The sequence below is a fragment of the Maribacter antarcticus DSM 21422 genome, assembly GCF_000621125.1.
Lineage (GTDB): Bacteria > Bacteroidota > Bacteroidia > Flavobacteriales > Flavobacteriaceae > Maribacter > Maribacter antarcticus.
Genome location: NZ_JHZC01000006.1, coordinates 238,317 through 264,525 on the forward strand (window position 1 = coordinate 238,317; position 26,209 = coordinate 264,525).

26 protein-coding genes and 3 pseudogenes are annotated in these 26,209 nt (G+C 32.7%); 5 read left to right on the plus strand and 24 right to left on the minus strand.

Going from position 1 to position 26,209, the window contains the following annotated elements:
• Nucleotides 1–255: 255 nt before the first annotated feature.
• The 8 genes from Q360_RS0106235 to Q360_RS0106270 form a co-directional block, all read right to left on the minus strand.
• Nucleotides 256–723 carry a hypothetical protein gene (locus Q360_RS0106235; RefSeq protein ID WP_027076325.1) on the minus strand — a complete coding sequence of 156 codons (468 nt, stop codon included), beginning with the start codon at nt 721–723 and terminating at the stop codon, nt 256–258.
• A 775-nt stretch (nt 724–1,498) separates the two neighbouring features.
• Nucleotides 1,499–1,723: a hypothetical protein gene (locus Q360_RS0106240; protein ID WP_027076326.1), complete on the minus strand. Its 225-nt coding sequence runs from the start codon at nt 1,721–1,723 to the stop codon at nt 1,499–1,501.
• Nucleotides 1,724–1,993: 270 nt separating this feature from the next.
• Nucleotides 1,994–2,290 carry a hypothetical protein gene (locus Q360_RS0106250; RefSeq protein WP_027076327.1) on the minus strand — a complete coding sequence of 99 codons (297 nt, stop codon included), beginning with the start codon at nt 2,288–2,290 and terminating at the stop codon, nt 1,994–1,996.
• A 188-nt stretch (nt 2,291–2,478) separates the two neighbouring features.
• Nucleotides 2,479–2,763, minus strand: coding sequence for a Rossmann-fold NAD(P)-binding domain-containing protein (locus Q360_RS26305; RefSeq protein WP_211251581.1), 285 nt, complete (start codon nt 2,761–2,763; stop codon nt 2,479–2,481).
• Nucleotides 2,764–2,821: 58 nt separating this feature from the next.
• Nucleotides 2,822–3,301 (minus strand): NAD-dependent epimerase/dehydratase family protein, encoded by a 480-nt coding sequence (locus Q360_RS26310; RefSeq protein WP_245603200.1) that lies wholly within the window; start codon nt 3,299–3,301, stop codon nt 2,822–2,824.
• A 250-nt stretch (nt 3,302–3,551) separates the two neighbouring features.
• Nucleotides 3,552–4,292, minus strand: coding sequence for a DUF4184 family protein (locus Q360_RS0106260; protein ID WP_027076328.1), 741 nt, complete (start codon nt 4,290–4,292; stop codon nt 3,552–3,554).
• 74 nt (nt 4,293–4,366) lie between these two features.
• Nucleotides 4,367–4,876, minus strand: coding sequence for a thioesterase family protein (locus Q360_RS0106265; protein WP_245603201.1), 510 nt, complete (start codon nt 4,874–4,876; stop codon nt 4,367–4,369).
• A 177-nt stretch (nt 4,877–5,053) separates the two neighbouring features.
• A complete protein-coding gene (locus tag Q360_RS0106270) occupies nt 5,054–6,148 on the minus strand; it encodes an adenylate/guanylate cyclase domain-containing protein (protein ID WP_027076330.1) in 1,095 nt (364 codons plus the stop codon).
• A gap of 343 nt (nt 6,149–6,491) precedes the next feature.
• Between Q360_RS0106270 and Q360_RS22510 the strand changes: the two are divergent.
• A pseudogene (locus Q360_RS22510) lies at nt 6,492–7,467 on the plus strand (IS110 family transposase).
• A 126-nt stretch (nt 7,468–7,593) separates the two neighbouring features.
• Here Q360_RS22510 and Q360_RS0106280 read toward each other — a convergent pair.
• From Q360_RS0106280 to Q360_RS0106315, 8 genes are all read right to left on the minus strand, one after another.
• Nucleotides 7,594–8,019, minus strand: a complete 426-nt coding sequence (locus Q360_RS0106280; RefSeq protein ID WP_156950025.1) for a hypothetical protein — start codon at nt 8,017–8,019, stop codon at nt 7,594–7,596.
• A gap of 138 nt (nt 8,020–8,157) precedes the next feature.
• Nucleotides 8,158–8,886, minus strand: coding sequence for a DUF6090 family protein (locus Q360_RS24515; RefSeq protein ID WP_027076332.1), 729 nt, complete (start codon nt 8,884–8,886; stop codon nt 8,158–8,160).
• A 110-nt stretch (nt 8,887–8,996) separates the two neighbouring features.
• Nucleotides 8,997–9,182: a hypothetical protein gene (locus Q360_RS0106290; RefSeq protein ID WP_027076333.1), complete on the minus strand. Its 186-nt coding sequence runs from the start codon at nt 9,180–9,182 to the stop codon at nt 8,997–8,999.
• 247 nt (nt 9,183–9,429) lie between these two features.
• Complete coding sequence (locus Q360_RS22520) at nt 9,430–9,756, minus strand: hypothetical protein (protein WP_051554594.1); 327 nt, start codon at nt 9,754–9,756, stop codon at nt 9,430–9,432.
• Nucleotides 9,757–10,008: 252 nt separating this feature from the next.
• The gene (locus Q360_RS0106300) at nt 10,009–10,878 is read right to left on the minus strand and encodes an SDR family oxidoreductase (RefSeq protein WP_027076334.1); all 870 of its coding nucleotides are present in this window, start codon (nt 10,876–10,878) and stop codon (nt 10,009–10,011) included.
• Nucleotides 10,879–10,932: 54 nt separating this feature from the next.
• Nucleotides 10,933–11,514 carry a Crp/Fnr family transcriptional regulator gene (locus Q360_RS0106305; protein ID WP_156950026.1) on the minus strand — a complete coding sequence of 194 codons (582 nt, stop codon included), beginning with the start codon at nt 11,512–11,514 and terminating at the stop codon, nt 10,933–10,935.
• 923 nt (nt 11,515–12,437) lie between these two features.
• On the minus strand, nt 12,438–12,869 hold the full coding sequence (locus Q360_RS0106310; protein ID WP_027076336.1) for a DUF3995 domain-containing protein: 432 nt from the start codon (nt 12,867–12,869) through the stop codon (nt 12,438–12,440).
• Nucleotides 12,866–13,999: an FAD-dependent monooxygenase gene (locus tag Q360_RS0106315; RefSeq protein ID WP_027076337.1), complete on the minus strand. Its 1,134-nt coding sequence runs from the start codon at nt 13,997–13,999 to the stop codon at nt 12,866–12,868. Before Q360_RS0106315 ends, Q360_RS0106310 begins: the two co-directional genes overlap by 4 nt.
• An 83-nt stretch (nt 14,000–14,082) precedes the next feature.
• Here Q360_RS0106315 and Q360_RS24520 point away from each other — a divergent pair, with 83 nt between their 5' ends.
• Nucleotides 14,083–14,706, plus strand: coding sequence for a TetR/AcrR family transcriptional regulator (locus tag Q360_RS24520; protein WP_051554596.1), 624 nt, complete (start codon nt 14,083–14,085; stop codon nt 14,704–14,706).
• A gap of 151 nt (nt 14,707–14,857) precedes the next feature.
• Here Q360_RS24520 and Q360_RS0106325 read toward each other — a convergent pair whose 3' ends face one another.
• The 3 genes from Q360_RS0106325 to Q360_RS24530 form a co-directional block, all read right to left on the minus strand.
• Complete coding sequence (locus Q360_RS0106325; protein ID WP_036195302.1) at nt 14,858–16,342, minus strand: serine hydrolase domain-containing protein; 1,485 nt, start codon at nt 16,340–16,342, stop codon at nt 14,858–14,860.
• Between the two features lie 239 nt (nt 16,343–16,581).
• The gene (locus tag Q360_RS24525) at nt 16,582–17,622 is read right to left on the minus strand and encodes a TlpA family protein disulfide reductase (RefSeq protein ID WP_027076339.1); all 1,041 of its coding nucleotides are present in this window, start codon (nt 17,620–17,622) and stop codon (nt 16,582–16,584) included.
• Between the two features lie 175 nt (nt 17,623–17,797).
• A complete protein-coding gene (locus tag Q360_RS24530; RefSeq protein WP_156950027.1) occupies nt 17,798–18,484 on the minus strand; it encodes a DUF6090 family protein in 687 nt (228 codons plus the stop codon).
• A 396-nt stretch (nt 18,485–18,880) separates the two neighbouring features.
• Here Q360_RS24530 and Q360_RS22540 point away from each other — a divergent pair.
• Nucleotides 18,881–19,852 (plus strand): annotated as a pseudogene (locus Q360_RS22540) (IS110 family transposase).
• Between the two features lie 120 nt (nt 19,853–19,972).
• Here Q360_RS22540 and Q360_RS0106345 read toward each other — a convergent pair.
• The 3 genes from Q360_RS0106345 to Q360_RS0106355 form a co-directional block, all read right to left on the minus strand.
• A complete protein-coding gene (locus Q360_RS0106345) occupies nt 19,973–20,395 on the minus strand; it encodes an SRPBCC domain-containing protein (RefSeq protein ID WP_036195237.1) in 423 nt (140 codons plus the stop codon).
• Between the two features lie 58 nt (nt 20,396–20,453).
• Nucleotides 20,454–21,023, minus strand: coding sequence for a Crp/Fnr family transcriptional regulator (locus tag Q360_RS22545; protein WP_027076341.1), 570 nt, complete (start codon nt 21,021–21,023; stop codon nt 20,454–20,456).
• 177 nt (nt 21,024–21,200) lie between these two features.
• Complete coding sequence (locus Q360_RS0106355) at nt 21,201–21,608, minus strand: hypothetical protein (protein WP_027076342.1); 408 nt, start codon at nt 21,606–21,608, stop codon at nt 21,201–21,203.
• Between the two features lie 459 nt (nt 21,609–22,067).
• Between Q360_RS0106355 and Q360_RS0106360 the strand changes: the two genes are divergently transcribed.
• A complete protein-coding gene (locus tag Q360_RS0106360) occupies nt 22,068–23,039 on the plus strand; it encodes an IS110 family RNA-guided transposase (RefSeq protein ID WP_027076343.1) in 972 nt (323 codons plus the stop codon).
• A gap of 136 nt (nt 23,040–23,175) precedes the next feature.
• On the opposite strand, the gene Q360_RS0106365 is transcribed toward Q360_RS0106360, so the two are convergent.
• Together Q360_RS0106365 and Q360_RS0106370 are read right to left on the minus strand one after the other, a co-directional pair.
• The gene (locus tag Q360_RS0106365; protein WP_027076344.1) at nt 23,176–24,612 is read right to left on the minus strand and encodes a sulfatase family protein; all 1,437 of its coding nucleotides are present in this window, start codon (nt 24,610–24,612) and stop codon (nt 23,176–23,178) included.
• A 233-nt stretch (nt 24,613–24,845) separates the two neighbouring features.
• The gene (locus tag Q360_RS0106370) at nt 24,846–25,241 is read right to left on the minus strand and encodes a hypothetical protein (RefSeq protein ID WP_156950028.1); all 396 of its coding nucleotides are present in this window, start codon (nt 25,239–25,241) and stop codon (nt 24,846–24,848) included.
• A 390-nt stretch (nt 25,242–25,631) separates the two neighbouring features.
• Between Q360_RS0106370 and Q360_RS22550 the strand changes: the two are divergent.
• Nucleotides 25,632–26,194 (plus strand): annotated as a pseudogene (locus Q360_RS22550) (transposase).
• Nucleotides 26,195–26,209: the final 15 nt, after the last annotated feature.

A 26,209-nucleotide genomic window follows, 5' to 3' on the forward strand; every position in this document is an offset into this window, starting at 1 on the left:
GTATATCGATTACGCAACCGTTGCGTTGAGGCGGCAAAAGGAAAACCCTAAAGGCTGCTCTATTTTTAAAGGCTAGGCCACACTTAAATGGTAAACCAATGCAACTGGTACCGTATATTTTTTGTTGCTCTGATAAACGTTCTGCTTGCGAAATGAGTAGGTCTTTTATAGGGTAAGCCGCAAAAAAGCAAAGACCTTTAGAGTAAGCTAAAATAGCAATTTTTTTAATACGGGGTTACCAAACGTTTATTCTCTTTAAGACTTTAATATTCTAGAAATTAATGTCTTATATTCTTGAACATCCTTTTTAAATTTGTTCTGAACGGTAATCCATAATACAATTCCTACTACCAATAATATTCCTCCAGTTATGTACATAAAAGCATTACTGTCTATTTTTGATATTATCGCAATTAGAAACCCAAAGCCCAAAAAAATATGTGTAAATATTATCAGTTTCCACAAAAAGTATTGCGTAAAAGAAATTTCTATATTAGTCTCATTTTCAGTCTCTGTTTTTAAAATATTTCCATTTACAATGACCTTATTAATGAACATAAGATAAAAAGCATACAGACCTCGTTTACGCACTTTAAATGTCACTGAATCATTTTTACCATTATCTATATTAAACACAAATCCGTTAACCGATCCAAGTGTAGCGTCTAGTTTCTTAATAATTTCTTGAACATTACTTTTTACTTTAAAATTCCATTTTTTCATATTATTGTGTTTTTTAATGTTTAGTAACGCCACAGCTATAGGTAGTGCGGGAGCAGAGCAGTACTTATTTTCCTTATTTTACACTTAGCTAAAGTAGTTTTTTGGTGCTTATTTTTTTGTTTTAAATGCCAAATCAAACTGTTTTAGCGGACCTCCTAAAAATACGCAAACCTTATGATATTGACCAAGCCTCGCATTACGTATAGGTCTTGTTAGCGGTTTTATGTAACCCGAACCAAACTCTAAAAACATGCTATTCCAGTATTGCCCGTATATTTTGCCGCTTTTAACATGCTGCGATACACCTAAGCAGACATAAAAAAAACGAAGAGGTATAGAACTTTTACAAATACGGGCAAGCCACAAGTTCGTTTGCGTATCGATTGCGCAACCGTTGCGTTGTGGTGGCAAAAGGGAAGACCCCGAAAGCTGCTCTACTTTTAAACGCTAAACCACACTTAAAAGATAAACCAATGCAACTGGTACCGTAGATTTTTTGTTGCTCTTATAAACGTTCTGCCTGCGAAATGAGCAGGTCTTTTATAGGGTAAGCCCCAAAAAAGAGAAAGCCCCGAACATTATGTTACTTCTTATCGCATATTACCGCAACGTAATTTATTTCTTTTCAACGTTCTTTCTGTAAATTCTTTGGTCTGTATTTATTGTAAAACCATATCAGTTGTTAAACATTATTACTAGGATGTGCCGACATATTTACGTTCTTTATTATTCCACACAATAAAAGCTAGCTTTTAAAACGTCTTTTCATTTTTTTTTAAATTTTTCTACTTATTTTATTCTGAGCTTCTCGCATGGATTGCGCATTCCATTTCCCCCTTTTTATAAAAATATTTTTTGATATCAGAGCGGAATAATATTCGTGTGGATATTTCACGTAATACCAGAGGCCTTGATTAAATGTACCTTTTTCCCAACTCCTAAGCCTCCCTTTGAACGGATTGAATACATAGTGAATGGAAATCTTTGAACTTGATTCCATAGACCCGTTTTTTGAAAAGAAAATTTATTAAATTTTTCAAGATTCTATTGATTGGAAAAAGACATCGTTTTGATTAGGCCTTAGGGTGCTTTTATCATAGGGTCTGCAATGGAAAAGGCTGGAATAATATTTAGAGCATTGCAAGCCATATTCCTGATCAGTAACTCCTCCGTAATCTTCGCCATCAAGTATCTAGATTTTATCTTTTGACAGCAGTTCAAAGAGACTGTGAGGAGTTTCGCAGAGGTAATCAGATTCACTTTAGATGAATCAATCATATTTATTATCTAAATTCTCTTTAAGCAATTTAGCTTTGGTGAGCCATCTGAAGAAGAGTAGAATACCTGCAGACCCTTTTTGAGCTTGCTTCCCTTTAATACCACCTAGCCATTGGTCTTTCACGCATTTTAGAATGCTCCAATCATTTTCTACTTTTTCATGTTCTGACGCATAGCCAAACGCATCTCCCCAGTCATCAGGTTCTTGATATTGCCAAATATACTTTGCAGCTATATAGAAAGGATTGTTTTGATTTTCTCTACGGTTAATAGCAACGCATATAGCCAAATCTGCATTTAATTCACCTAGAACATAATGTTTAAAGCGATCAAAAGTTAGTTGATATTCTCCCGTCTCTGCGGCTATAATTATGAGGGTTTTTTCCTTTTTCCTTTTTTTAAAGACGTATCGCTTATTTCTTGTTTACTCTATTCATATGTTTTGACCATACCTTTTTTAAGTGGGTAGTTGGGTTTCTATTTTAGTTTGTTTTCTATTAAAGTATTGTATGACTTGCGCCCTCTAATTCCCACTCCACGGAATGGAATGTTTTTTATCGAAAAATCTTTATTAGGTGTTTTTATAATCATTTCTATAAATTCATTCATATTAATCATCTCTTCAGAACCAATGTTTATTGGACCTTTAAAATCTGATTTCATAAATCTAATGACACCTTCAATACATTCATCAATGTATAAAAATGATACTGTTTGTTTACCGTCTCTAAATACTTCAACAGCATCACCATCTTTGGCCATAACTACTTTTCTACAAAATGTAGCAGGCGCTTTTTCTTTTCCACCAACCTAGGTGCCATTAGGACCATATATTATGAAACCTAGCTATTCTTACATCTAGGTTTGGGAAGTCTTTGTTAAAAGCTAAATATAATCTTTCACTAAATAATTTTTCCCAACCATATTCACTGTCTGGTTCAGTAGGAAAAGTGTAGTTTTCACTACATTTAGGATTGTCAGAATCTAATTGGTTGTATTCGGGGTATACGCAGACTAAAGAGGAATAAAATATTTTTTTAATATTTTTAATAGAGCATACTTTCAAAACATTAAGATTAATTATACATGAGTTATGCATAACATCTGAATCATGTTCACCCGTATTAATATAGGTAGACCCACCCATATCAGCCGCTAAATGATATACGGCATCTATGGTTTCATCTATTACAAAGGCTACACGTTGGTATTGACGTAAATCTGCTATAATAAATTCATCAGCATCTGATTTTCTGAATTCATGATGTTTTATATCTACACCTTTTACCCAAAACCCCATTGCTTTTAGTCTGCTAATCAGGTGTCCTTCAATAAATCCACCTCCGCCTAAAATAACTATTTTTTATATAAAATTATTTTAATATTAATATTTGCGAACGGTTTTGTGTATGAAACGTAGCGTGCAAAAAGATGTTAACTTTTCGAATTAACACTCACCCGATTTTTTTATTAAACTTCTCAAAAAGCTAAATATAAAAATTTGACGTTCTTAGTAAATAAGAGAGAACTTAAGGTTTAGCAATTATTAACTATGTTTTATAAACGTTGTTGCCACCAGTTTTTATTTTTTCATACAGAGATGCAAGTGTTATAGCAATCATTCCTGCACTTATTACACTAACAATTACATTTCCGTATTCAATCATTTTTAAACCGAAAGCAATTCTAATTCCCAAAATACTTATTGCAAAAAATCCAATATTAATCCAGTATTTAATGTTCGGTTTAGTATATTCTATTTTGTTTTTTTTTAGTTTTAGAAAATACCATAAGATTATTATTCCGCCAATTAAAGTACTTAAATGCTGGAGAAGTTTAAAGATTGAAATTTCAGTATTAAATACCTTTGCATTAAGTCCAAAATAGTTGGTGAAAAAAGCATTTGAATGAGTGAAAGAATCCCAGAATATATGTGAATATGCTCCAATTAAGATTGATAAACATACTATAATCCAATTATCCTTAAAATATTTTTTCCAGTTTAAATTTTTCAATTCTGTGACTCTGTATTGAATAAAGTTCGGAGAGTTTTCTATTAACGGTTTTTTGATAATGGTTTGAAATAAAAAACATAGTAATATCCCTAATGGAAGATTAAACCATAATGTTCCAATTATTGTATGGCCATAGTGACCTTGAATTTTCATTCTTAAAAAATATTCAAAGTCAGGAGTTAAAGTTCCAATGATAAGACCAGTTAGAGAAACCCATTTCCCGAATATATTTTTCAATGGTAAAATTAGTGCCGGATGTGAAAAAGTAAAAGGCATTTTTGTTATTTTATAAATGGCATATAACGTCTCGGTTATAGTTAGTATAGGATTTAAAAGCGATTAATTTTTGATTAAGCACTTAGCCAAAACTTTTTATTTGCGTTCGCTATAATGTCTTTGTCATCTTCAAAAAGTTTTAATACCCAATTAGGTGCTTTTGTTTTTTCAGTAGCGCCAACTTCTTCCATACTATTTGAAAGAGCAGTTGGAATACTCTTTTTCCAAACTAGTGTGCGCACAACTCCTAAAGCCTTAATTTCTTTTTCTTGTTTAAAATAATGCATATGGTAAACCCATTTATCATCCATTTCAGCAAACTCTAATATAACGTCAAATTTTGACCAAACCTTTAGAGGTTTGCGATAAATCAATTTTTGAGAACCTAATGATGGCGCTAACTTTCTTTTAACTATAGCCCTATATAATTTAAATCTTGCGATTAATTTGCAACGAATGAAGTCCATATATACTGGGTACTTTGCAGCTGTCATAACTCTTAATCCGTCACAGTCAAATGGCCCTACTCTTAAGGTCCTTTTTATTGTTTGATTATAATTCACTTCACTTTGAAAATCTTTCATAATCAATATTTTCACAATCGTAAACCAGTAATACATCATATTTTTTTAGATTAATTTTAATTTGAATAATCAAATTATAGCTAATAATAGATGTATGGTTAGTGGCCCTTCTTCATATCCCATATTTGGGCCATTGATTATACATCGTGTTAGCCTCTGTATTTCCAAATTCAAGAATTAGATTATGTTTATGGTGTTTAAGTCTATATTTCTTTTCTTCCCTCTAAGCTCAATACTTCCCAAAGGGATTAGTTTATATCTACCAGTATCAGAAATAAGATTAAAAGTCTCCTTAGAAATCAAGATGTCTACGTTGTATTGATTGCATTGTTCCTGAATTCGTGCAGTGGTATTGAGTACATCTCCAGAATAGATGATATCTTTTTTGATAACACCAACTTCACCTGCCATGACAGGGCCATAATGAAGCCCTGCCTTGAATTCTGGCATAACCTTATATTTCTTTTCGTAAATAGGCCTTAAATCAACAAGTTTTTCTTGAATCTGTGAGAAACAATTAAGACAATTTGCCTTGCGTATACCCTTTTTCATCGACCAAGAGATTACAATTTCATCTCCAACATATTGGTATATCTCCCCATCATTGTTAAGAATTGTATCTGTGATATCAGAAAATAGATCATTCAATAAATTGAAGTATTTCTCATTGCCTATTTTCTCTGCAATTGAAGTTGAAGAACGCATGTCCATGAACATAAAAATTCTTTCCTCTTTTTTTGGTTGGTGGTAATTTCCTGCGAGGAATTTTAATAATACACCAGGGCCAAATTTATCATTGACTTGTAATAGGAATAGGGTTAAAAGTGTAATAGCACCCCACAAAATAAAAGTTGTAATTAAGGTCGGATTAAGAATGAATCTCGAAGCTGTTTTTAGTGCGTCAAATGAAACTCCAGAGAATCCGTGTTCTGCTAATGCAGTTGTAAATGTGGTAACCACGTTAACTAGAACAAAGATCAAGACATAAGCCGTGAGCGTTGTGAGCATGGCAAACTTGAAAGATCTTCTCCTGAACAATTGGCTATTTACAGAAACAAGTATGAACCCTCCAAGTACTCCGGCAATTAGCCCGACTAATATGTTTGCTAGAAAATAACTTTTAAAATTGAATAGTGATGAAGGACCGAGGGAAACTGGGGAATTGATTAATGTATAATTGAAAAAAAAGATGAATATATTTATTAAAATGTAGCCAACTGTGATTACGGCTACTTTGTTGAGATTCATCTTTAGTTGTCGGGATAATTTCATCTAATGTAGGCTAACGTGATGTGTATGGTTAGTTGCGTGGTTAAGCAACTAATTTAGCAAATAAATCACAGATAGAATATTCCGAAGGAATGTTCGTAAGTCGGTAGTACCCTAGCAATTAATTATACACGTCTTAAGTTTGATTCCCTAACTTTTAGGATATACATCAGAAAGAACAAAAGAGAGCATTAAGGGTATTATATACGGTGAAGCTTTAGACTTCGACAACATGGATAATCCCCGCTCTTTTACTACTTAAACCACGTTCAGTTCTGTGAGACCTAAATCTCGTTTTCAAGTTGTTGAGAGCAGAAGTAGCTGGTTCTTTCATAAATCAATACGTATGAATAGATATAACGAAACTTTCGAAGTCGACATCAGTAAATATGTCTTTGATGTACATGGTAGTACCGTAGGACACGGCCAGTATAGAAATGATGAATCTGGGTTTCGGAAGTTCCTTAAAGCGTTACCGGATACTTCATTGGTTGTTATGGAAGCTACGGGGTATTACCATTATCGTCTTGCACAGTTTCTTTACAAAAATGGGATTACGGTATCGGTTGGGAATCCCTTATCCGTAAAGCGTTTTATACAGATGAAATTGGCCAAGGTAAAGACCGACAAGAGCGATGCCAAGGCCATTTGTGAATACGCCTTAATCAATGAAGTCCCGCTTTACACAGTGCTTACCGATTTTCAGAGTGGATGTTTACAGCTATTCAGATTATTGGATACTTATTTAAAGAAACGAACGGCAACCAAGAACAAGAGGCATGGCGAGGAGGTGCTAGGGTTACTATCGAAATTTGTCTACCGTTCTTTAAGACGTAATCGAAAGCATTTGGACAAAGAGATAAAAGGTATTGAAGAGAAGCTTCTTTCTTTCTTTGGTAAAACAAGACCAGCAGCATCAGCTGACGGTACTAACTAGTATTCCTAATATCGGAATCAGAACGGCTCTTTTTTTGATTGTTTGCACGGATGGTTTTAAGAAGTTCGAAACGGCATCTCAGCTATGTAGTTATGTTGGTATTATCCCAACGATACGGGAATCTGGTAGTCGTGTTCGAGGCCGTAGTAGAATAAGTAAAGTTGGTAATAGAAAGCTGAGGAATCTACTATTCTTATGTTCATTTAATGCCTGTAAGTATAACAAAGCCTGTAAGGAGGTATATGAGCGAATCGTAAACAAGGGCAAGAGCAAAAAGCTGGCCTTGATAGCCGTATCGAACAAACTGCTCAAACAAAGTTTTGCTATCGCAAAATCGGGTAGGCCTTACGATGAAACCTACGTTTCTGTATTGCGAGTAAAGTAGTTGAAAATCATCTATAATAAAGCTCAAAGAATCATTAAAGAGAAGCTGTGGGCCTAAAAGAATAGTGTCTTGAATTAATGAAGAAAAGAGTTGTTTTTTACCTCAGTTCTTTATGGTAGTGCGTTTTTAATATTCATATAAAATGATTTCGTCTAAATTTATAATGTTTAATTGAACTCGGTTTCCATCAACTTTTAAGTTTGAAATGTCAAATGTCAATTCTTTTGTAATATATGCTTCGCATAATTCTTCATTTTTTAATGATAGTCTTAAATTCCTTTGAGGTGGATTTGATTCTAAAATTTCTTCTGAATCAATTAATTTTAATTCCCAAGTATCTCCACTACATCCTTCAGAACTAAAATTAATTTTCAAACAGTAATCGTTTATAGCTAAACTATTAATTTCTAATTGGTCATTAGGTGCATTTGCATATTGTTGCGCACTTATTATAGTTTCAAAATCACAGTTGTTTTGTTTTCCGTTATCGTCATCATTTGAACAGCTCGAAAATGCTATTCCGATTAATATTAAGATTAGTGTCTTTTTCACATTAATATAGTTTGTTTTTCTATAGATACAATAATTTCGAAATAGTTGCGTCAAATGCACCACAAAGGTTAGTATATGTATTGGAAGAAGCGATAGTGAGTCTAATCTTATATGCGATGTTATACCTTCGTTTTTACATCATTCTTTAGTATCGTTATAGGACTCTAAATCATCTATTAAATTATTCATTCCGTTTGCTGAACTTTCTAATGCTCCGTTTAAAAGATTACACGTATTTATAAATAATTTGGAGTAAGAAATAAATTCTTCATCCACATTTTTGATTCTTTCTCGAATTTCTTTAGCACTTTGGTTCAAATCAATCAAATTATTTGGTAGTAGGAAATTTAATTTACAGTGAGTTCCATATTCAGTAGCCTTATCTATTATAATTTTTACACCCATTATTTTCAATCGGTATAAATTGTCGATTTGTTTCGTTAAACTATCGGGTAATTTATTTAAGAGATTTGAGTTTGAAAGACTGTTGTAAAGAGGCGAATTTTCATTTAGAAAATAAGAATCCCCACCTAGTCTTTTTAAGTGCCACTTTAGATTTACTGTATCAATTTCGTTTTTATTTTCCCAAGAATCTATTCTGCTTTGAAATGATTTAATTATGTTTTTACTATCCTGTAAATCTGAAAGATGTTCTTTTTTTTTTCCTTTTAAATCTGAAATTAGCAAATTAATTAATTGACCCTCCAAACGCTGCACCTTTCGAGACTCATTCCAATTGTTTATCTGAAGCGCCATTAAAATCCCAATAACCACAAGAACAACCTCTCCAATCGCATAGAGAAGATACTTGCTGTATTTATTTTCAGACAACATTTTTATTCTAATTTTTCTAAAGAATTTTATCATTGGTTAGCGGTTTCTGGTAATGAAACACAACGCCAAAGCTATACGTAATGCGGAAGAAAAGAAGTACTTATCTTCCCTATACTACACTTAGCTAAAGTAGTTTTTTGTGTTTATTTTTTTGTTTCAAAGCCCAAATCAAACTGTTTTGGCGGACCTCCTAAAAATACGCAAACCTTTTGATATTGACCAAGCCTCGCATTACGTATAGGTCTTGTTAGCGGTTTTATGTAACCCGAACCAAACTCTAAAAGATAATCCATTCCTGTATTTCCTGTAGATTTTACCGCTTTTAACATGCAGCAATACACCTAAGCAGACATAAAAAAAATAAGAGGTATAGAACTTTTATAAATACGGTTAAGCCACAAGACCGTCCGTATATTTATTACGCAACAGTTGCGTTGTGACGGCAAAAGGGAAAACCCCCAAAAGCTACTCTATTTTTAAAGGCTAGGCCAAACTTAAAAAGATAAACCAATGAAACTGCTAGCGTAGATTTTTTGTTGCTCTGATAAACGTTCTGCTTGCGAAAGGAGTAGGTCTTTAATAGGGTAAGCAGCAAAAAAGATAAAGCGGTGTAAAGGTAAGTGTTTCAACAATGGTACTGTCAACCCATTTAGTAGGTGACTTCTTCATATTGACTGTTGTTATAATGTATATACTCTCTTTTTCTTTCTGAATTACAGTTTGCACATTTCCTATTTGAATTTTAAGAGAATCTTTAAGCATAAACCAATTCATTTCTGAAGTTTCAGCATTAACAAAACTTTTGACAGTCGTATTATTTAATGGACTTAAAAGTCTTTCTTGGCTAAAAAACTGAAGAGAGGTTCCAAAAGTAACTGGTAAAATATAAAGTATTTTTTTCATTTTTTTTCATCTACTAGTTGTCAAATCTAAACTTTTGTCACATTTTTTAGTATTATCTACAACGTTTAGTATAAGAAACGTAGTGCAGTTAGTAAGTACTTTCGGTTCGGTTTATTACTTGGCTAAGTATAAATATGTTGCTTTTACCTTTTCTTTTATAAACGCCATATTTTATATTTAGTGGGTTTTATTAATACACAAGAACCTTTGGGTTTTGCACAACCAACCTATGTTTTTTATACAGCGTTGTAGCTAGTGTTTATTTTCCATACTTGTTATTTCTAATTTAAAATAATTTGCAAGTCTTTTATTTCCATAAGTATTTGCAATATTATCTTCTGCCATTAATGTCAAAAAAAACTCTATCGGTCCATAGGTTTTTGAAGATGTAAAAGTTTTTAATAACCGAATGGTAAATCTTCTTATCCAATCTGGTAAGTGTGTAATTTTAATAGGTTTTCCCCAAGCTTTTAATGCCATTTCAGCTAATTCATTTTGGCTTAAAACATCAATTCCTCCAACAGATGCTTCTTTTACACCATCTATCATCATGTCTACGCAAACTTTTGCCAAATCTTCTCCATGGATTGGATTTAATTTGAATTTACCATGACCAAATAAATAGACTCTACCACCTTTTGCCATATTAAGAAAATCTTTCATATCAGAAAAGAAACCATTCGGACGTATAACACAATGATTAATTTTAGAACCTTTCAATTCGTCAACAAATTTTTCTTTCGCTTCAAATATTTTAAGATGTCTAAGTTTATCTCCGTTTATTGCTGAAATATATTGAAATGATTTTACTTCATCTTTTAGAGATTCTTTTAATAAGTTAGAATTTCCCTGATAATCAACATCCATATAAGTCATCCCATCTTTTTGGCGAGTAATACCAATTGTGGTGAAAACCAAATCTATATTTTTGGTTATACCGTGTAAACTTTCTGGGTCAGTTATCTGTCCAATAAAGAAGTCATCAACAGAGTTAAAATTATCCTTTTGCTGTTTATTTCTGATTAACACCCTCACCCAAAAACCTCTTTTTTTGAGTTCCTTTACTAAATACTGACCTAAATATCCAGTTGCTCCTGCTACTAAAACCTTTTGTTTGCTCATATTTTATTTTATTACAAAGCTAGGTATGAGTTCACAACATCTCCTTGACGTTCGTCAAGAACAACTTTTTTTATACACACGCCTTTTTATTCTACTTAATGTTTCGGGTGATACTCCTAAAAATGATGCAATGTACTGTTGCGGAACACGTTGAAATAATTCTCCTTGAGTATTTAGTAAATCGGTATAGCGTTCTTCTGCAGATTTAGTTACAAATGATGCAATTACCTTTTGACAGGTGATTAATTCATTTTCAGTCGCAATTCTGGCAATTATTTCAAGCTTTGGTGCTTTACTTAATAATTCTTCAGATTTCTTTTTTGTGAAAACAAATATTTCGGTTTGTTCAATTACCTGATAATTTTCAATTGCAGGTATATTATAGGTGTAACTTTCACCTGCACAAATGAACTGACCTTCTGTATAAAAAAAAGCAGTCTTATCATTACCCTCTACATTATAAAAAAGCCTAACGCATCCTTTTTCTACAAAATAGATTTCATTAGATATTTTACCTTCGGTAAAAATTACATCATTCTTCTTATAAGTTCTCTTCTCTACCGCATTTTGGAGCAATAACAATTCACTCTCATTCAATGAGATATAAGTATTTATGCTTTCGATTAATTTATCCATTATTTTTATGTTTTCAAAACACTTTTTTTACATTAGTTACAACGACCAAGCTATGCTTAGTATGGAAGCTGTGAAGCAATTCCCATTCCGCCATAACGCTAAGCGAAATCTTTTGGTTTTATTTTATTTTTTCTTGTCCAAAGCGAAATCCTAAAGATTTCACGACCACATAAATATACGTAAACCATTCTTTTTTTAGAACCTTAGCCCGCATTACGTATGGGTTTTGTTACCACATGTTTCTCTGCGTTCGAGTGTGGTATTTTCGTTGCGTTTTCTTTATTCTTTTATTCTGCCAGAGTAGGAAATCCGTTCGTAACAGTTGCGATTGATTGAAGTCTATTTGCGTTCAGATTGGAAATATTTATCAAAATTTTTAAGATTTCAAAATTCTCAAGGTTCCTTCTTAAAAAACGTTAAATAGTCAAATCCAATTATTTTTTGAAACTATTAAAACAGCCATTATAACACCTGCTAAAATAGATGTGACTACCGTTCTAATCCAATCGATTTCTCCATGCACAAAGTAATCATAGATAATACATCCTGTTGCGAATCCGAATCATATTAAGGTCTATGCTAAATTAGTATATTGCTTAACCAGACGGCAGTGATTATTTTTATAAACTTAGTCTTCTAATAAAGCACCAAAATTAGTCATTCAAAGAATTATTGAATAAAGTTAGGCTATCAAAATATATTGGATTTCAGCTTGTTAGTTTTTAATTGCTTATAATGATTAGTATAAGAAACGTAGGGTAATAAACAAGAACTTTCATTTCGGTTTATTGCTTAGCTAAATATAAATATTTTGCTTTTATTATTAAATGCTATATTTTATATTTAGCGGACGTTAAAAATACTCACAGAACTTCCGGTTTAGCAACAATGCCCTATGTGTTTTTATACATTGTTACCACCCGTTATTTATCTATAAGCTGTATCAGCATTCCTAGTATTGCAACTGTCAAACACAGAGGCGAAAAAAACATTGAGTCGGCTTTTGCAAAATTGGTATTCTTTATTTTCTTAAAAATTCCGACATATTTAAAATCTCCAATTGCTCTTAAAATAAAAATAGAGGGAAGTATCCAATATCCATAATTTGTTACCCAATTTGGAACTTCAAGATTTGTAAGTCCAGATTTTACAAGATAAATCAGACCAAAAAAAACGAATATAAGTCCTACAATTAGAGTTGCAAATTTAGGAATTGAGAGCGTATTCAGTTGATTGTCTTTTGTTGGAATTACCTTTTCTAAACCCCATTTACCACCAAAAAGCCAGTAAAAATGTATAAAACCTAATGAGGTAAAAATGACCAATAAGATAGTAGATAACATTGTTGTTGTCATATTTCTGCCAATTGGAAAATTTGTTCATTCTGTTTTCTATTAACTGAAGAAGGCGTTAATCTTAACATTTGATTACGCAAACCAATTAATATTGGATTTTTAAGATGTGCCACTTTTCCAAGAAGCCAACTTGCGTTAACTATTTGATGTGCTTTTGGTAATCTTAATTTTTGATATTCAGAAAAGGCTTTAGTGATTCCGTATTTGTCTATACATTCTGAAAGCACAAAAGCATCTTCGATTGCCTGACAAGCACCTTGCCCCATATTTGGTGTTGTTGCGTGTGCAGAATCTCCGATTAAACAAACATTTTCTTTATACCAAATGTTTGTTGGTTTTAAATCTGAAATTTCGGCAGTATTTATTTGTTCTTTTTTAGTCGTTTTTAGGACCTCTTTAATTACTGAATTGTACATGCTAAAATAGTGCTCCAAATCGTTGATAGAAAATTCATTTTTACTTTTTTTGAAGGATTTTAAAGCATACCAATAAACTTTATTTTTTGCAATTTGAACAAAACCAAAACGTTCTGTTTTTCCCCAAGCCTCGTTCAATTCGTTCCTGAATTTTATAGGTAATTTGTATTCCGTAATTCCTCTCCAGCATATTTGATTTGTATTTCTAATACTATTATTTGGGAATAAATGCTGTCTAACAATCGAATTTAGTCCATCAGCTCCTAAAACGGTTGAGGATTGGATTTGTTCCCCATTATCAAATTTTAAATAATAACCATTTGTGTTTTCAGCTATTGAAGTAAGTTTATGGTTAAGATTAATTGGTGTGGATTTTAATTCTTTAATTAATATTTGTTGCAATGTTCCTCTATGAATTGCAATGTTTTTAGTCTTATGTTTTTGTTCAAAATAGGATAAGTCAATTTTAGTAAGAGGTTTTAGGTTGGATTTGGTGATATTCATTGAAGAGATAGGATTTCCATTTTGCTCAATTATTTTTCGTAAACCTAACTTTTCATACACTTGCATTGCATTGTTGGCTAAAATAATTCCTGCTCCAACTGGTCTTATTTGCTCAGTTTGTTCAAAAATTCTTGTTTTAATTCCTTTTTGTTCAAGTGCAATTGCAGTTGTTAACCCTCCAATTCCTGCTCCAATAATATCCACAATCATAAGCATTCTAATTAGTTTAGTACAAACGTACTAAAAATATACTTAATTAGTACAATTGTACTAAAAATTATATCTTTGTTATAATGAATAAAACAAAACATAAGATTTTAAAAAAATCTTTAAAGCTTTTTAATACTACTGGAATCTCAAATGTATCGTTAAGAACTATTGCTGACGAAGTTGGAATTAGTGTGGGTAATTTGCAATACCATTTTAAAAAGAGAGAGGATATAATTGAAGCGCTCTATTTTCAGTTAGTTGAGAAAATTGATAAAATTTTTGTTATAGCAACCGATGATTTATTGAAATCATTTTTAAATATATCGATAGAAATTTTTAAAGTACTTTACGAGTACAATTTTTTCTTTTTAGATTTTGTTACTATTACAAGAAAAAATCAGAAGATAAAAAGTCATTATTCTGAACTTTCAAAACGAAGAGAGATAGAATCTTTGAAAGTCATTGACGTTCTTATTATAAATGGATTATTTCGTGAAGAATTACTCAAAAATGAATATCGTAGTTTATTTAAGAGAATAGAGGTAATCAGTAATTTTTGGTTTTCTTCTATTTTAATTCAAGCTGATGTTTTATCGAAAGAGTCCATTCAGGAATATTCAATACTTATTAGCCAAAGTATTTATCCATATTTAACTGATGAAGCAAAAAATCAGTATACCAATATTTTTCCGTCTCAGTTGGTCTAGATTGTGCCTAAGGTATTCTTATATAGTTAGTTGCGTTGGCTAACAACTAAATTAGTAAAAGAAAACGAACCAGAGGAAATTCCGGTGGAATTTTCCAAGTAGGCGATAAGCAAGCAATTAATTATACATGTTGTTGGCAATAGTTATTTTTCTAGTCCTCAATTAATTCGGTTAGCTTTTTTTGTGAATCTTTGTATCCTAATTCAATTGCTTTTCGATAACTTTTTATTGCATCCTCTTTTAAATTATTGGCCTTATATCCATCACCTAAAGAGTCCCAAAGATTACCATCTTCAGGGTATAGTTGAACATTCATTTTAAATAATTCTATTATCCATTTCAAATTTTCATTTGATCTTAATAATAGATTTCCAATTGTATTTATAGGCGATGAATTTGTGAAATCATCAGTGTACTTTCCTTGAAGTAAAGTAAGTAAATCATTCGATTTATCTGTTGAATGTTGTTTTATATAATTCATTATGAATGCGTAAATATTATTCTTTATAGGTTTTGGAGAATAGCTTTCATCCAAAACTATTTCTGCAACAACATAAGCAATGCCTTCTACTTTCGAGCTATTTGCATTGGTAGCATACACAATATATATATCCTCCTTAGGATACCAAATGATAGTATGTGTAAATGTTCCGTTAGAGCCATTATGCGTTATTCTCTTGCTATTGTTTTCTAATTTTTTAACTCCCCAGCCATAGCCATAACTAGAAGTGCTATTAAGAGAGGAAGTATAGGGATAGGGTGTTGTTAATTTTTCAAATGATTCTGGTATTAATATTATATTTGTTTTTAAAGCTTTGTACCAAAGTAGCATATCATTTTGAGTCGAGTTAATTCCTCCATTCCCTTTTAAGTTCCAATTGATACCTCCAGCTTCTATATAATATGTAATTGTTGACTCCGTTTCCATTATATTTCTATTGTAACCATGAGCCATCTGTTTTGTATCCCATTTTGGTAAAAGATATCCTGTTTGTAACATTCCTGCTGGTGTAAAAAGATTCTCGTTTAAGAAAGTTTCGTAGGGTTGACCAGAAGCTAATTCTATGATTCGTCCTAATATGCTAAACCCAGTATTAGAATAAGAATATTTTTCTCCAGGCTCAGATAATAATTTACTTCCGAAAAGCTTTTTAAAAAAGTCCTTTTGTGAAATTTCTGATAGCTTTCCAAATGCCGAATAGTCACGTCCTATAGACTCTGACAAACCAGCAGTATGTGTTAATAATTGATGTATTGTGATGCTTTGTTTTTTTATTGGTAAATTTTCGAAAAAGGTACTTAAAGAATCGGTTAATTTTAGTTTTCCTAATTCAGCTAGTTTTAAAATTGCTGTTGCTGTGAATTGTTTGGTGTTAGAGCCAATGTCAAAAATAGTGTTTGGATTGTTAAGCGTTTTAGTATTCTTGTTGGCCTCTCCATACCCTTTATTAATAATAATTTCTCCAGTTTTCACAACAGAAATGGCTCCAGAAAAGCCATTTTTAGAACCAGCGGTTAAGTAGGAGTCTATTTTAGAATATAGAGCTGCTGACTGTGTTTTTTGTTGAGCACTTAAAGTGAATGTTCCTAATTGTATTATTGCAATTACTAAAAATAAAAAGATTGTTTTTTTCATGATTGATTTCCAAGTTTTATGGTAAGACGAATAGAAATCAAAATAGGTTACACTTTTCAAAATTAGGTACAACATCATGGCTATAGTTAGTACAGGATTTAAAAGCGATCAATTTTTGATTAAGCACTTAACCAAAACTTTTTATTTTGTTTTATCTTTTGTCTTAAAAGGTCAAATCAAAAGTTTTGGCGGACATGGTTTAAAAGCTCTAAACTTTTGGTTAAGCATTAATCCCCTTATTAATTATAGCCATTGTTATAAACAGTTGATTCCAGTTTTTTTAATAATTCAGGATTAGATGGTCTTATTTCTACAGGACTAATAACTCTGCCTTCTTTATCTAAAAATATAAATCTAGGTAGAGCTCCAATATCATAAAATTTTACAAAATCTGAATTTGCACCAGAATAAAGTTGTGTTCCTTTAATTGAATTTTTAGTAATATACTTCTCCCATTTATCAAATTCTCGATCAGTGCTGATAGAGATAATTTGAAGTTCATCATTATTAGAAAAGTGTTCCTCCAGTTCTTTTAGAAAAACATATTCTATTTTACAGGGTTTACACCAAGTAGCCCAAACATCAATATAAAGGTATTTACCTTGAAAATCTTTTAAAGATATATTATTGTTATTCATATCTGTGAAAGAAAAGTTGTTCCCTATTTCATTTACTAAAGATGTTTTATATAAGTATTTTGTATTCTTCTGTTTAAGAATATCAGAGAATTCACTAAATTTTGCTTTCGCATAAGTACTTAAGCTATCAACTATGTTTAGTGAAATCCCTTTTTTATTAATTAAGTCACCTTTTTCATGGATGAGTATTTTAAGCTCCTTTTGTTCAATACCATTTCGAACTATTTGAGACAATTGGTTTTGGTGTTTTTTAGAATAGGCCAAGAAATTATTAGACAACTTAAAGTTACCAGTATAATTTATAGATTCGTAAAGTTCGTTCTCATCTATAGATAGAGATATTTGGCTGTTTGGGGAAATTAATAGTTCTCCCAGTTCTCCCTGTTTACCATTTGAAAATGAATAAATTTGATAAAGTTTATTTTCTAGAATATTCATAGTGTCTATTCCACTATTTGACTCCTTAAATCTTAGAATTGACTTGATCTCCCATGACATTTCTTTGTCATAAATAATTAAGCTGTCCAGTAATTGGTGATTAGTGACATTAACTTCGATTACAGAAAAAGGATTTTTTATTTTTTCCTTGCAACCGAAAATTATAATAGTTAGCAGAAATATAATTATTGATGGCTTGATCATGTTAGTTAGCATTGTTTACAACGTGTTTGTGTATAGCACGTTGTTTTGGTTTAGTAACTAAATTGGCAATAGAAAACGAACCAGAGGAAAACCCCAAGGATTTTCCGAGTACACACAAAGTAAACAATGGGTTATACACGGTGTTAGCCTTTCGTTATTCATTTAAAACTCGTAATCAATCACCAATTTCGTTGTTAACTGAATCTATTAGATTCTGAACTTCAGTTTTCAAGTTGGATTGCATTCGTATAAAATTTCTACATATATCAATTGTAAAGTTGAGAGTTTGCTTGTATTCAGAGTTCTTAATAAATTGATTATAATTTTTAGGATGTGCAGATGAGGAAAATTCAAAGGAAACAAATTCAGAAATCAACATAGGTTTAATATGATTAATATAATGATTCACAAAATATGTGTTTTCGAATGTTTGATAAGATGTAAATCTATTTGAATAAATATTAGATATTGAACTTCTCAAGGAGTCATTAGAAATTAATTCCATTCCGCCTTGTTTGAGAGTTTCATAAGTCGTTTGATTAATTGTGAATGTAATAAATGGATATATCATTGAAAAGTGATAATCTAGAGAATCATTATACACTATGTTGTTTTCAATATGGTGCATAATAATTTCATTCGAATTTTTAGAAGTTTGAAGGTTAGAAATATTACCATTAATATCACTTAAGTTTTGAACTAAATCCTTGCGCAATTCAGTAAGATATTTAATTTCTTTAGTCTTAATTTTTTTCTTTTCATTCCAATTATTAATCTGTAACGCAATCAAAATTCCAATAACTACCAATACAATCTCACCAAAAGCATATTTTAAATACTTTCCCGTCTTATTTTTTTCCATAAGGTCGTAGCGTATTTTTCTAAAGAATTTTATCATTGGTTATTGGTTGGTCATAATGAAGGCTAACGGTTTGTGTATGGTTAGTTGCGTGGTTAAGCAACTAATTTAGCAAATAAATCACAGATAGAATATTCCGCAGGAATGTTCGTAAGTCGGTAGTACCCTAGCAATTAATTATATACGTCTTAAGTTTGATTCCTTAACTTTTAGGATATACATCAGAAAGAACAAAAGAGAGCATTAAGGTTATAATATACGGTGAAGCTTTAGACTTCGACAACATTGATAATCCCCTCTCTTTTACTCCTTAAACCACGTTCAGTTCTGTGAGACTTTAGATTTCGTTTTCAAGTTGTTGTGAGCAGAAGTAGCTGGTTCTTACATAAAATAGTACTTATGAATACATATAACGAAACTTTCGGAGTCGACATCAGTAAAGATGTCTTTGATGTACATGGCAGTACCGTAGGACACGACCAGTATAAAAATGATGAATCCGGGTTTTGGAAGTTCCTTAAAGCGTTACCGGATACTTCATTGGTTGTTATGGAAGCTACGGGGTATTACCATTATCGTCTTGCACAGTTTCTTTAAAAAAATAGGATTACGGTATCGGTTGTAAACCCTTTGTCTGTAAAACGTTTTATACAGATGAAATTGGCCAAGGTAAGGACTGCCAAGAGCGATGCCAAGGCCATATGTGAATATGCTGTAAAAAATGAAGTTCCTCTTTATACAGCGCTTACCGATGTTCAGCGTGAATGTTTACAGGTATTTAGAGTGTTGGATAGTTACTTAAAGAATCGAACGGCAACCAAGAACAAGAGGCATGGCGCAGCGGTGCTAGGATTGCCTTCAAAGTTTGTTTACCGTTCTTTAAGACGTAATCGAAAGCATTTGGACAAAGAGATAAAAGGTATTGAAGAGAAGCTTCTTTCTTTGGTAAAACAAGACCAGCAACAGCAGCTGACCTTACTTACCAGCATCCTTGGTATCGCAATCAGAACGGCTCTTTTTTTGATTGTTTGCACGGATGGTTTAAAGAAGTTCGAAACGGCATCGCAACTATGCAGTTATGTTGGTATTACCCCAACGATACGGGAATCTGGTAGTCGTGTTCGAGGCCGTAGTAGAATTAGCAAGATTGGTAATAGAAAGCTGAGGAATCTATTGTTCTTATGTTCGTTCAATGCCTGTAAACATAATAAGGCTTGCAAAGGGGTATACGAGCGAATCGTAAACAAGGGCAAGAGTAAAAAGCTGGCCTTGATAGCCGTATCGAACAAACTGCTCAAACAAAGCTTTGCTATCGCAAAATCGGGTAGGCCTTACGATGAAACTTACGTTTCTGTATTGCGTGTAAAGTAGCAAAAAAATCACCTATAATAAAGCCCAAAGAATCATTAAAGAGAAGCTGTGGGCCTAAGACACTAGTGTCTTGAATTAATGAAGAAAAGAGTTATTTTTTACCTCAGTTCTTTGTGGTACTTAGTATTTTTCTGCACGTAACTTCAATTCCTCGTTCATTTGTTCAAATCCCATTTTTATATCCTTGTCTAAACTCTTTGAAAAAAATTTAACCAAAATTCCGCTAAAATATTCACTTTGCTCAAAATCGGTTGTTCCGTTTTGGTTGGCTGTTAGGTAGAATTTATGTTCTCCGTCAAATAGTCCTTTAAACCAAAGATGACCAAGCCACTTCAATTCTCTATTTTCTTTTAAAGTCAATACAATTGGCTTAAAAGTCATTCCTTGTAATTTTATTTGAATTCGGTTTCCAACTTTTACTTCTCCAGAAACCGACTTAATAAAAGAATTCCATTTGTGATAACTCTCAAAGTCCGTAAGGATTTTCCATATTCTTTCTTTACTTGCCTTAATTGTAATATATGTTTTAATCTGCTTTGCCATAATATTTAATTTATTTGACAAAGTTTGGTTTAAATCAAGTTTTTTCGCTTGACAAAAATCAAGAAATATTTTTTTTCCTTATTCGACTTAACGTTTCAGGTGACATTCCCAGCATTGATGCGATATATTGTAATGGAACTTGATTAAATAGTTCTTTGTTATCCTCAAAAAGCTTGTGATAACGTTCTTCTGCACTAAGCGATAAATGGCTAAAAACTCTATCTTCTAATTGAATGAAACAACCTGCAATAAATTGTTTTTCCATTTCAGCCCAATTTGGAACTAAACTATTTAAAAGTGCGTAATTCTCTTTATTGATTGTGTAAAGTTCGCAATCCGTTAATGCTTGAATGTTCCATCTTGCTCTTTGTTTGAAATTAAAACTGTACAAATCAGTTATGAAATAACCTTTGGTAGAAATCCATTGTGTAATCTCTTTGTCATTGGCGTTTGCGAAAACTCGAATAAAACCACTCCGTACAAAACTCAGCCTTTCACAATATTGACCAGATTTTGTAAAATATTCTCCTTTTTTAAGTTTAGATTCTGTGAACAAAGACGTTATTTTGTCCATATTCTGGTTTGTAATTCCAAAGTAAGAGGTAATATACTTCTGTAACTCTGTCAATTTCCTGAGTTTTTTTTTACATTAAGCACAACGTTTTATGTATGTTGTCGTGCGAGGTAGTCACCGACTGGATTTCATAAAAGGAAATCCGCTAGTAAATACACACTTACGTTTGGATTTATAGCTAAACAAAAGCATGCAATATACATCGTGTTGTGCGTAGTTTTTTAATCTGATTTAATTCAATTTAGTATTTGTAATTGATAGTACCCAAACATTATAGTTTGGGCTTTCAATTCCATAACCGGCTGAAGTGTCAAGTGTCCATAATTCATCTAAAATTGGTTCTTGCTCATAAGTTAAAAACCTATTTCCATTACTATCTTCACGGTAGAGCGTAATTTTACTAAAAACAACGTTTTCTGAAGGCTGTTTAAGCGAATATGAATCTGAAACTTGTACAATATTATGTTCTGAATTAGATTCTGCAGGCTTTTCAATAATCACTTCTTCTTCATCAGTGATTAGAATTAAATCGTAACTAGAATTATTTTGAATTTTATAGATATTTTCATAGATGGGGTCTTTTTCACATTGAAAAGCCATTAATGAAGTAGCTACAAGTAAAAGAAATATTTTTTTCATAATTATTTTTATTTGTCAGAGCTAAATTGATGAAATTATTGATATTATATGTTAAATTATGCACAACGTTTTGTGTATGAAACGTAGCGTGTAAAAAGACATTAAATTTTCGGATTAATACACACGCGAATTTTTATATTTTGTTTTTAACTTATCATTCTTAGAGGTCAAATTTAAAAATTTAGCGGTCTTCGTAAATGAGCAAAAACCTCTCAAAAAGCATTTATTAGCTATGTTTTATACACGTCTTAAGTTTGATTCCCTAATTTTTAGGATATACATCAGAAAGAACAAAAGAGAGCATTAAGGGTACTATACACGGTGAAGCTTTAGACTTCGACAACATGGATAATCCCCTCTCTTTTACTCCTTAAACCACGTTCAGTTCTGTGAGACTTTAGATCTCGTTTTCAAGTTGTTGTGAGCAGAAGTAGCTGGTTCTTTCATAAATCAATACGTATGAATAAATATAAGGAAACTTTCGGAGTCGACATCAGTAAAGATGTCTTTGATGTACCTGGTAGTACCGTAGGAAACGACCAGTATAAAAATGATGAATCCGGGTTTCGGAAGTTCCTTAAAGCGTTGCTAGATAACTCATTGGTTGTTATGGAAGCAACTGGTTATTACTATTATCGTCTTGCACAGTTTTTTTATAAAAATGGGATTACGGTATCGGTTGTCAACCCTTTGTCTGTAAAACGTTTTATACAGATGAAATGGGCCAAGGTAAAGACCGACAAGAGCGATGCCAAGGCCATATGTGAATATGCTGTAAAAAATGAAGTTCCCCTTTATACAGCGCTTACCGATGTTCAGAATGAATGTTTACAGCTATTTAGAGTGTTGGATAGTTACTTAAAGAAACGAACGGCAACCAAGAACAAGAGGCATGGCGAGGAGGTGCTAGGGTTGCCATCGAAATTTGTCTACCGTTCTTTAAGACGTAATCGAAAGCATTTGGACAAAGAGATAAAAGGTATTGAAAAGAAGCTTCTTTCTTTGGTAAAACAAGACCAGCAACATCAGTTGACGGTACTAACTAGTATCCCTGGTATCGGAATTAGAACGGCTCTTTTTTTGATTGTCTGTACGGATGGTTTTAAGAAGTTCGAAACGGCATCTCAGCTATGCAGTTATGTTGGTATTATCCCAACGATACGGGAATCCGGCAGTAGTGTTCGAGGCCGTAGTCGAATAAGTAAAGTTGGTAATAGAAAGCTGAGGAATCTATTGTTCTTATGTTCGTTCAATGCCTCTAAACATAATAAGGCTTGTAAAGGGGTATATGAGCGAATCGTGAACAAGGGCAAGAGCAAGAAACTTACCTTGATAGCGGTCGCTAACAAACTGCTCAAACAAAGCTTTGCTATAGCCAAATCAGGCAGGCCTTACGATGAAACCTACGTTTCTGTATTGCGAGTAAAGTAGTTGAAAATCATCAATGAAAAAGCTCAAAGAATCATTAAAGTGAATCTATGGGCCTAAAGTATTAGTGTCTTGAATTAATGAAGAAAAGAGTTGTTTTTTACTTCAGCATCTTTGTTATGTGCTGAATTAATCGCTATTATTTTATTAATGGTTTCGGATTTTTAATATAGACGGTCTTTCTAACTTCTTTACCCTTATTAGTCCATTCACCCAGTGCATTTTTTTCTTTTTCTGCAAATTCGCTTATTTGACTTACAATTTCAGGGTATTTATCAGCAACATTGATTTTTTCTGCTGGGTCTTTGCGCAAATTAAATAGTTCAATATGGTCCAATGTCGGAGTACTGCCATAACAAGCTTTTTTTATATTCTCACGTGCTTCTTTTGAGTAAGTACCTTGTAAATTTAATTTCCAGTCACCATACCTTACTGCTTGAAGATATCCAACATGCCAGTAGAAATATGGTCTTGGTTTCTGTTTGATTTCGGGATTAAAAAAGGAACTTGAAATATCAGTTCCATCTCTTTTAACATTATCACTAAGCTGAATATTTGCTATTTTAGTGAATGTGGCAAAGAAGTCAATAACTGATCCTGGAGAATTACATGTAGTTCCAGGTTTTATTTTACCTGGCCACCAAGCAATACAAGGTACACGAACACCACCTTCATGTATTTGTCCTTTTCGTCCTTTCAGAATACCATTACTTGCCCCAAAATTCGGCGCACCACCATTATCGGAAGTAAAAATCACCAGAGTATTATTAGCAAGACCTTCATTTCTGATATAATTTAGAATTTCACCTGTTGACCAACTAATTTCAGCAACAGAGGCACCAAATCCCGATTTTGGATTGCTAGTTTGTGCATAAAATTGTTGGCGTGCGGCTACAGGGTTATGTGGCATTGTATGTGCTAAATATAGAAAAAATGGTTTCTTCTTATTTTCCCCAATCCATTTAATCGCTTCATCAGTATAGCGTTTTGTAAGAGTTGTCTGGTCGAAAGCATTATGTTCATTCAGTTGCTCAATAACTGTTCCGTTCCGTAAGAGGGGTAAGGGTGGATCTTTTCTTTGTTGATTCTCCATATCGTTTGAATATGGCAGACCGAACCAATAATCAAATCCATGTCTAACAGGAAGAAATTCCGGCTGATCTCCTAAATGCCATTTGCCAATAATTGCAGTGGAATAACCTCCCATTTTTAGAGCCTCTGGCAAAGTAGTTTCTTGCGGATTTAGCCCTTTTGAAGCCGTAGGAAAAAGTACCCAACGATTTCTGGCATCCAAATCCATATCAACACGTCGGGCATAACATCCTGTCATCAAACCAGCGCGGGATGGGGTACATACTGGAGCACCGGCGTAAAAGTCGGTAAACCTAACTCCCTCTGTGGCCATCTGATCAATTTCCGGAGTTCGATTCCACAACGAACCATAACTTGATAAATCTGCATAACCAAGATCATCACAAAATATTACGATGATATTAGGAGGAGTAGATTTATTTTCTGCATGTAAATTACTTGAGAGACCAACTAACATTAGAAATAGTAAGAAATAATAATTCATTTTGTCCAGTTTTAATATCGTTTTAAAATCCGCAGCGGAATCTATATGCCTTCACATTAAAAAGACAAATGCTTCCTATTTTCAATTTTGCACATAACGGTGTTGTACAAGATTAGTTGCTGTATTTAAGGATTAAATTTAATAAATAATTCACAGATAGAAAGTCCGCGAGGACTTTCCTAAATAAGCTAAAACCAAAGCAATTAATTTTGCACGGTGTTGGAAGTAGTTTTTTAGTCCGTTGATTGGATAATTGTTATTCCGTCAAAATAATTTCCTGCTTGAAGTCCAACAGTAAGTATTCTTTCAGAACCAGTAGTGTTTTCGTATAATTTGATAGATAGTTCTTTTCCGTTTTTTCTTTCCAAAGTAAATGCTGATTCGGTAATCGTAAAATTATTAGCGGTGGTATCAACATTGCGTAAATCGAACGTTTGACCGTCTTTGAAGAATATTCCTGAAATCCACCACGAATCTCCTTCCGTCGTAATAACTGCCAAGTTTTCAAGTGAATCAAACCGTAATTCTTTTTGTGATAGTTTTATATTGTCGTCCCAATCTCCGTCACTACTGTCCGAACAAGACATATTGAATATTACTATTAGAATTAAAATGATGTTCTTCTTCATTGTTGTTAATTTAAGATTACATTTTATACATTTAAGATTTACGAAAAGATTGCGTCAAATTGCGGCCAACGTGTTTGTGTATGATTAGTTGCGTGGTTAAGCACGTAATTTAGCAAATGAAAACCGAATAGAAAATCCGCGTGGATTTTCGTAAGTAGGCTAGAGCCAAGCAATTAATCATACACGTCTTAAGTTTGATTCTTTATAAATTGATAATATAATCAGAAAGAACAAAAGAGAGCATTAAGGGTACTATTTACGGTAAAGCTCTAGACTTCGACAACATTGATAATTGGCTCTCTTTTACTACGCAGACCACGTTCAGTTCTGTGAGACTTTAGATCTCGTTTTCAAGTTGTTGTGAGCAGAAGTAGCTGGTTCTTTCATACAATAGTACTTAAGTATAAATATAACGAAACTTTCGGAGTCGACATCAGTAAAGATGTCTTTGATGTACATGGTACTACCGTAGGACACGACCAGTATAAAAACGATGAATTGGGTTTTCGGAAGTTCCTTAAAGCGTTGCTAGATAACTCATTGGTTGTTATGGAAGCTACGGGGTATTACGATTATCGTCTTGCACAGTTTCTTTACAAAAATGGGGTTATGGTATCGGAATTAGGACGGCTCTTTTTTTGATTGTTTGCACTGATGGTTTTAAGAAGTTCGAAACGGCATCTCAATTATGTAGTTACGTTGGCATTACTTCAACGATACGGGAATCCGGCAGTAGTGTTCGAGGTCGTAATAGAATTAGCAAGATTGGTAATAGAAAGCTGAGGAATCTATTGTTCTTAGGTTCGTGCAATGCCTGTAAATATAACAAGGCTTGTAAAGGCGTATATGAGCGAATTGTAAACAAGGGCATGAGTAAAAAGCTGGCCTTGATTGCCGTTTCGAACAAGTTGCTCAAGCAACGTTTTACTATCGCAAAATTAGGCAGGCCATAGGATGAAACTTACGTT

Coding starts and splice junctions, on each gene's coding strand:
- Q360_RS0106235 (WP_027076325.1), bottom strand. CDS start 723: ATGAAAAAATGGAATTTTAAAGTAAAAAGTAATGTTCAAGAAATTATT.
- Q360_RS0106240 (WP_027076326.1), bottom strand. CDS start 1,723: ATGGAATCAAGTTCAAAGATTTCCATTCACTATGTATTCAATCCGTTC.
- Q360_RS26305 (WP_211251581.1), bottom strand. CDS start 2,763: ATGGCCAAAGATGGTGATGCTGTTGAAGTATTTAGAGACGGTAAACAA.
- Q360_RS26310 (WP_245603200.1), bottom strand. CDS start 3,301: ATGGGGTTTTGGGTAAAAGGTGTAGATATAAAACATCATGAATTCAGA.
- Q360_RS0106260 (WP_027076328.1), bottom strand. CDS start 4,292: ATGCCTTTTACTTTTTCACATCCGGCACTAATTTTACCATTGAAAAAT.
- Q360_RS0106265 (WP_245603201.1), bottom strand. CDS start 4,876: ATGAAAGATTTTCAAAGTGAAGTGAATTATAATCAAACAATAAAAAGG.
- Q360_RS0106270 (WP_027076330.1), bottom strand. CDS start 6,148: ATGAAATTATCCCGACAACTAAAGATGAATCTCAACAAAGTAGCCGTA.
- Q360_RS24515 (WP_027076332.1), bottom strand. CDS start 8,886: ATGATAAAATTCTTTAGAAAAATTAGAATAAAAATGTTGTCTGAAAAT.
- Q360_RS0106290 (WP_027076333.1), bottom strand. CDS start 9,182: ATGTTAAAAGCGGTAAAATCTACAGGAAATACAGGAATGGATTATCTT.
- Q360_RS22520 (WP_051554594.1), bottom strand. CDS start 9,756: ATGAAAAAAATACTTTATATTTTACCAGTTACTTTTGGAACCTCTCTT.
- Q360_RS0106300 (WP_027076334.1), bottom strand. CDS start 10,878: ATGAGCAAACAAAAGGTTTTAGTAGCAGGAGCAACTGGATATTTAGGT.
- Q360_RS0106305 (WP_156950026.1), bottom strand. CDS start 11,514: ATGGATAAATTAATCGAAAGCATAAATACTTATATCTCATTGAATGAG.
- Q360_RS0106310 (WP_027076336.1), bottom strand. CDS start 12,869: ATGACAACAACAATGTTATCTACTATCTTATTGGTCATTTTTACCTCA.
- Q360_RS0106315 (WP_027076337.1), bottom strand. CDS start 13,999: ATGATTGTGGATATTATTGGAGCAGGAATTGGAGGGTTAACAACTGCA.
- Q360_RS24520 (WP_051554596.1), top strand. CDS start 14,083: ATGAATAAAACAAAACATAAGATTTTAAAAAAATCTTTAAAGCTTTTT.
- Q360_RS0106325 (WP_036195302.1), bottom strand. CDS start 16,342: ATGAAAAAAACAATCTTTTTATTTTTAGTAATTGCAATAATACAATTA.
- Q360_RS24525 (WP_027076339.1), bottom strand. CDS start 17,622: ATGATCAAGCCATCAATAATTATATTTCTGCTAACTATTATAATTTTC.
- Q360_RS24530 (WP_156950027.1), bottom strand. CDS start 18,484: ATGGAAAAAAATAAGACGGGAAAGTATTTAAAATATGCTTTTGGTGAG.
- Q360_RS0106345 (WP_036195237.1), bottom strand. CDS start 20,395: ATGGCAAAGCAGATTAAAACATATATTACAATTAAGGCAAGTAAAGAA.
- Q360_RS0106355 (WP_027076342.1), bottom strand. CDS start 21,608: ATGAAAAAAATATTTCTTTTACTTGTAGCTACTTCATTAATGGCTTTT.
- Q360_RS0106360 (WP_027076343.1), top strand. CDS start 22,068: ATGAATAAATATAAGGAAACTTTCGGAGTCGACATCAGTAAAGATGTC.
- Q360_RS0106365 (WP_027076344.1), bottom strand. CDS start 24,612: ATGAATTATTATTTCTTACTATTTCTAATGTTAGTTGGTCTCTCAAGT.
- Q360_RS0106370 (WP_156950028.1), bottom strand. CDS start 25,241: ATGAAGAAGAACATCATTTTAATTCTAATAGTAATATTCAATATGTCT.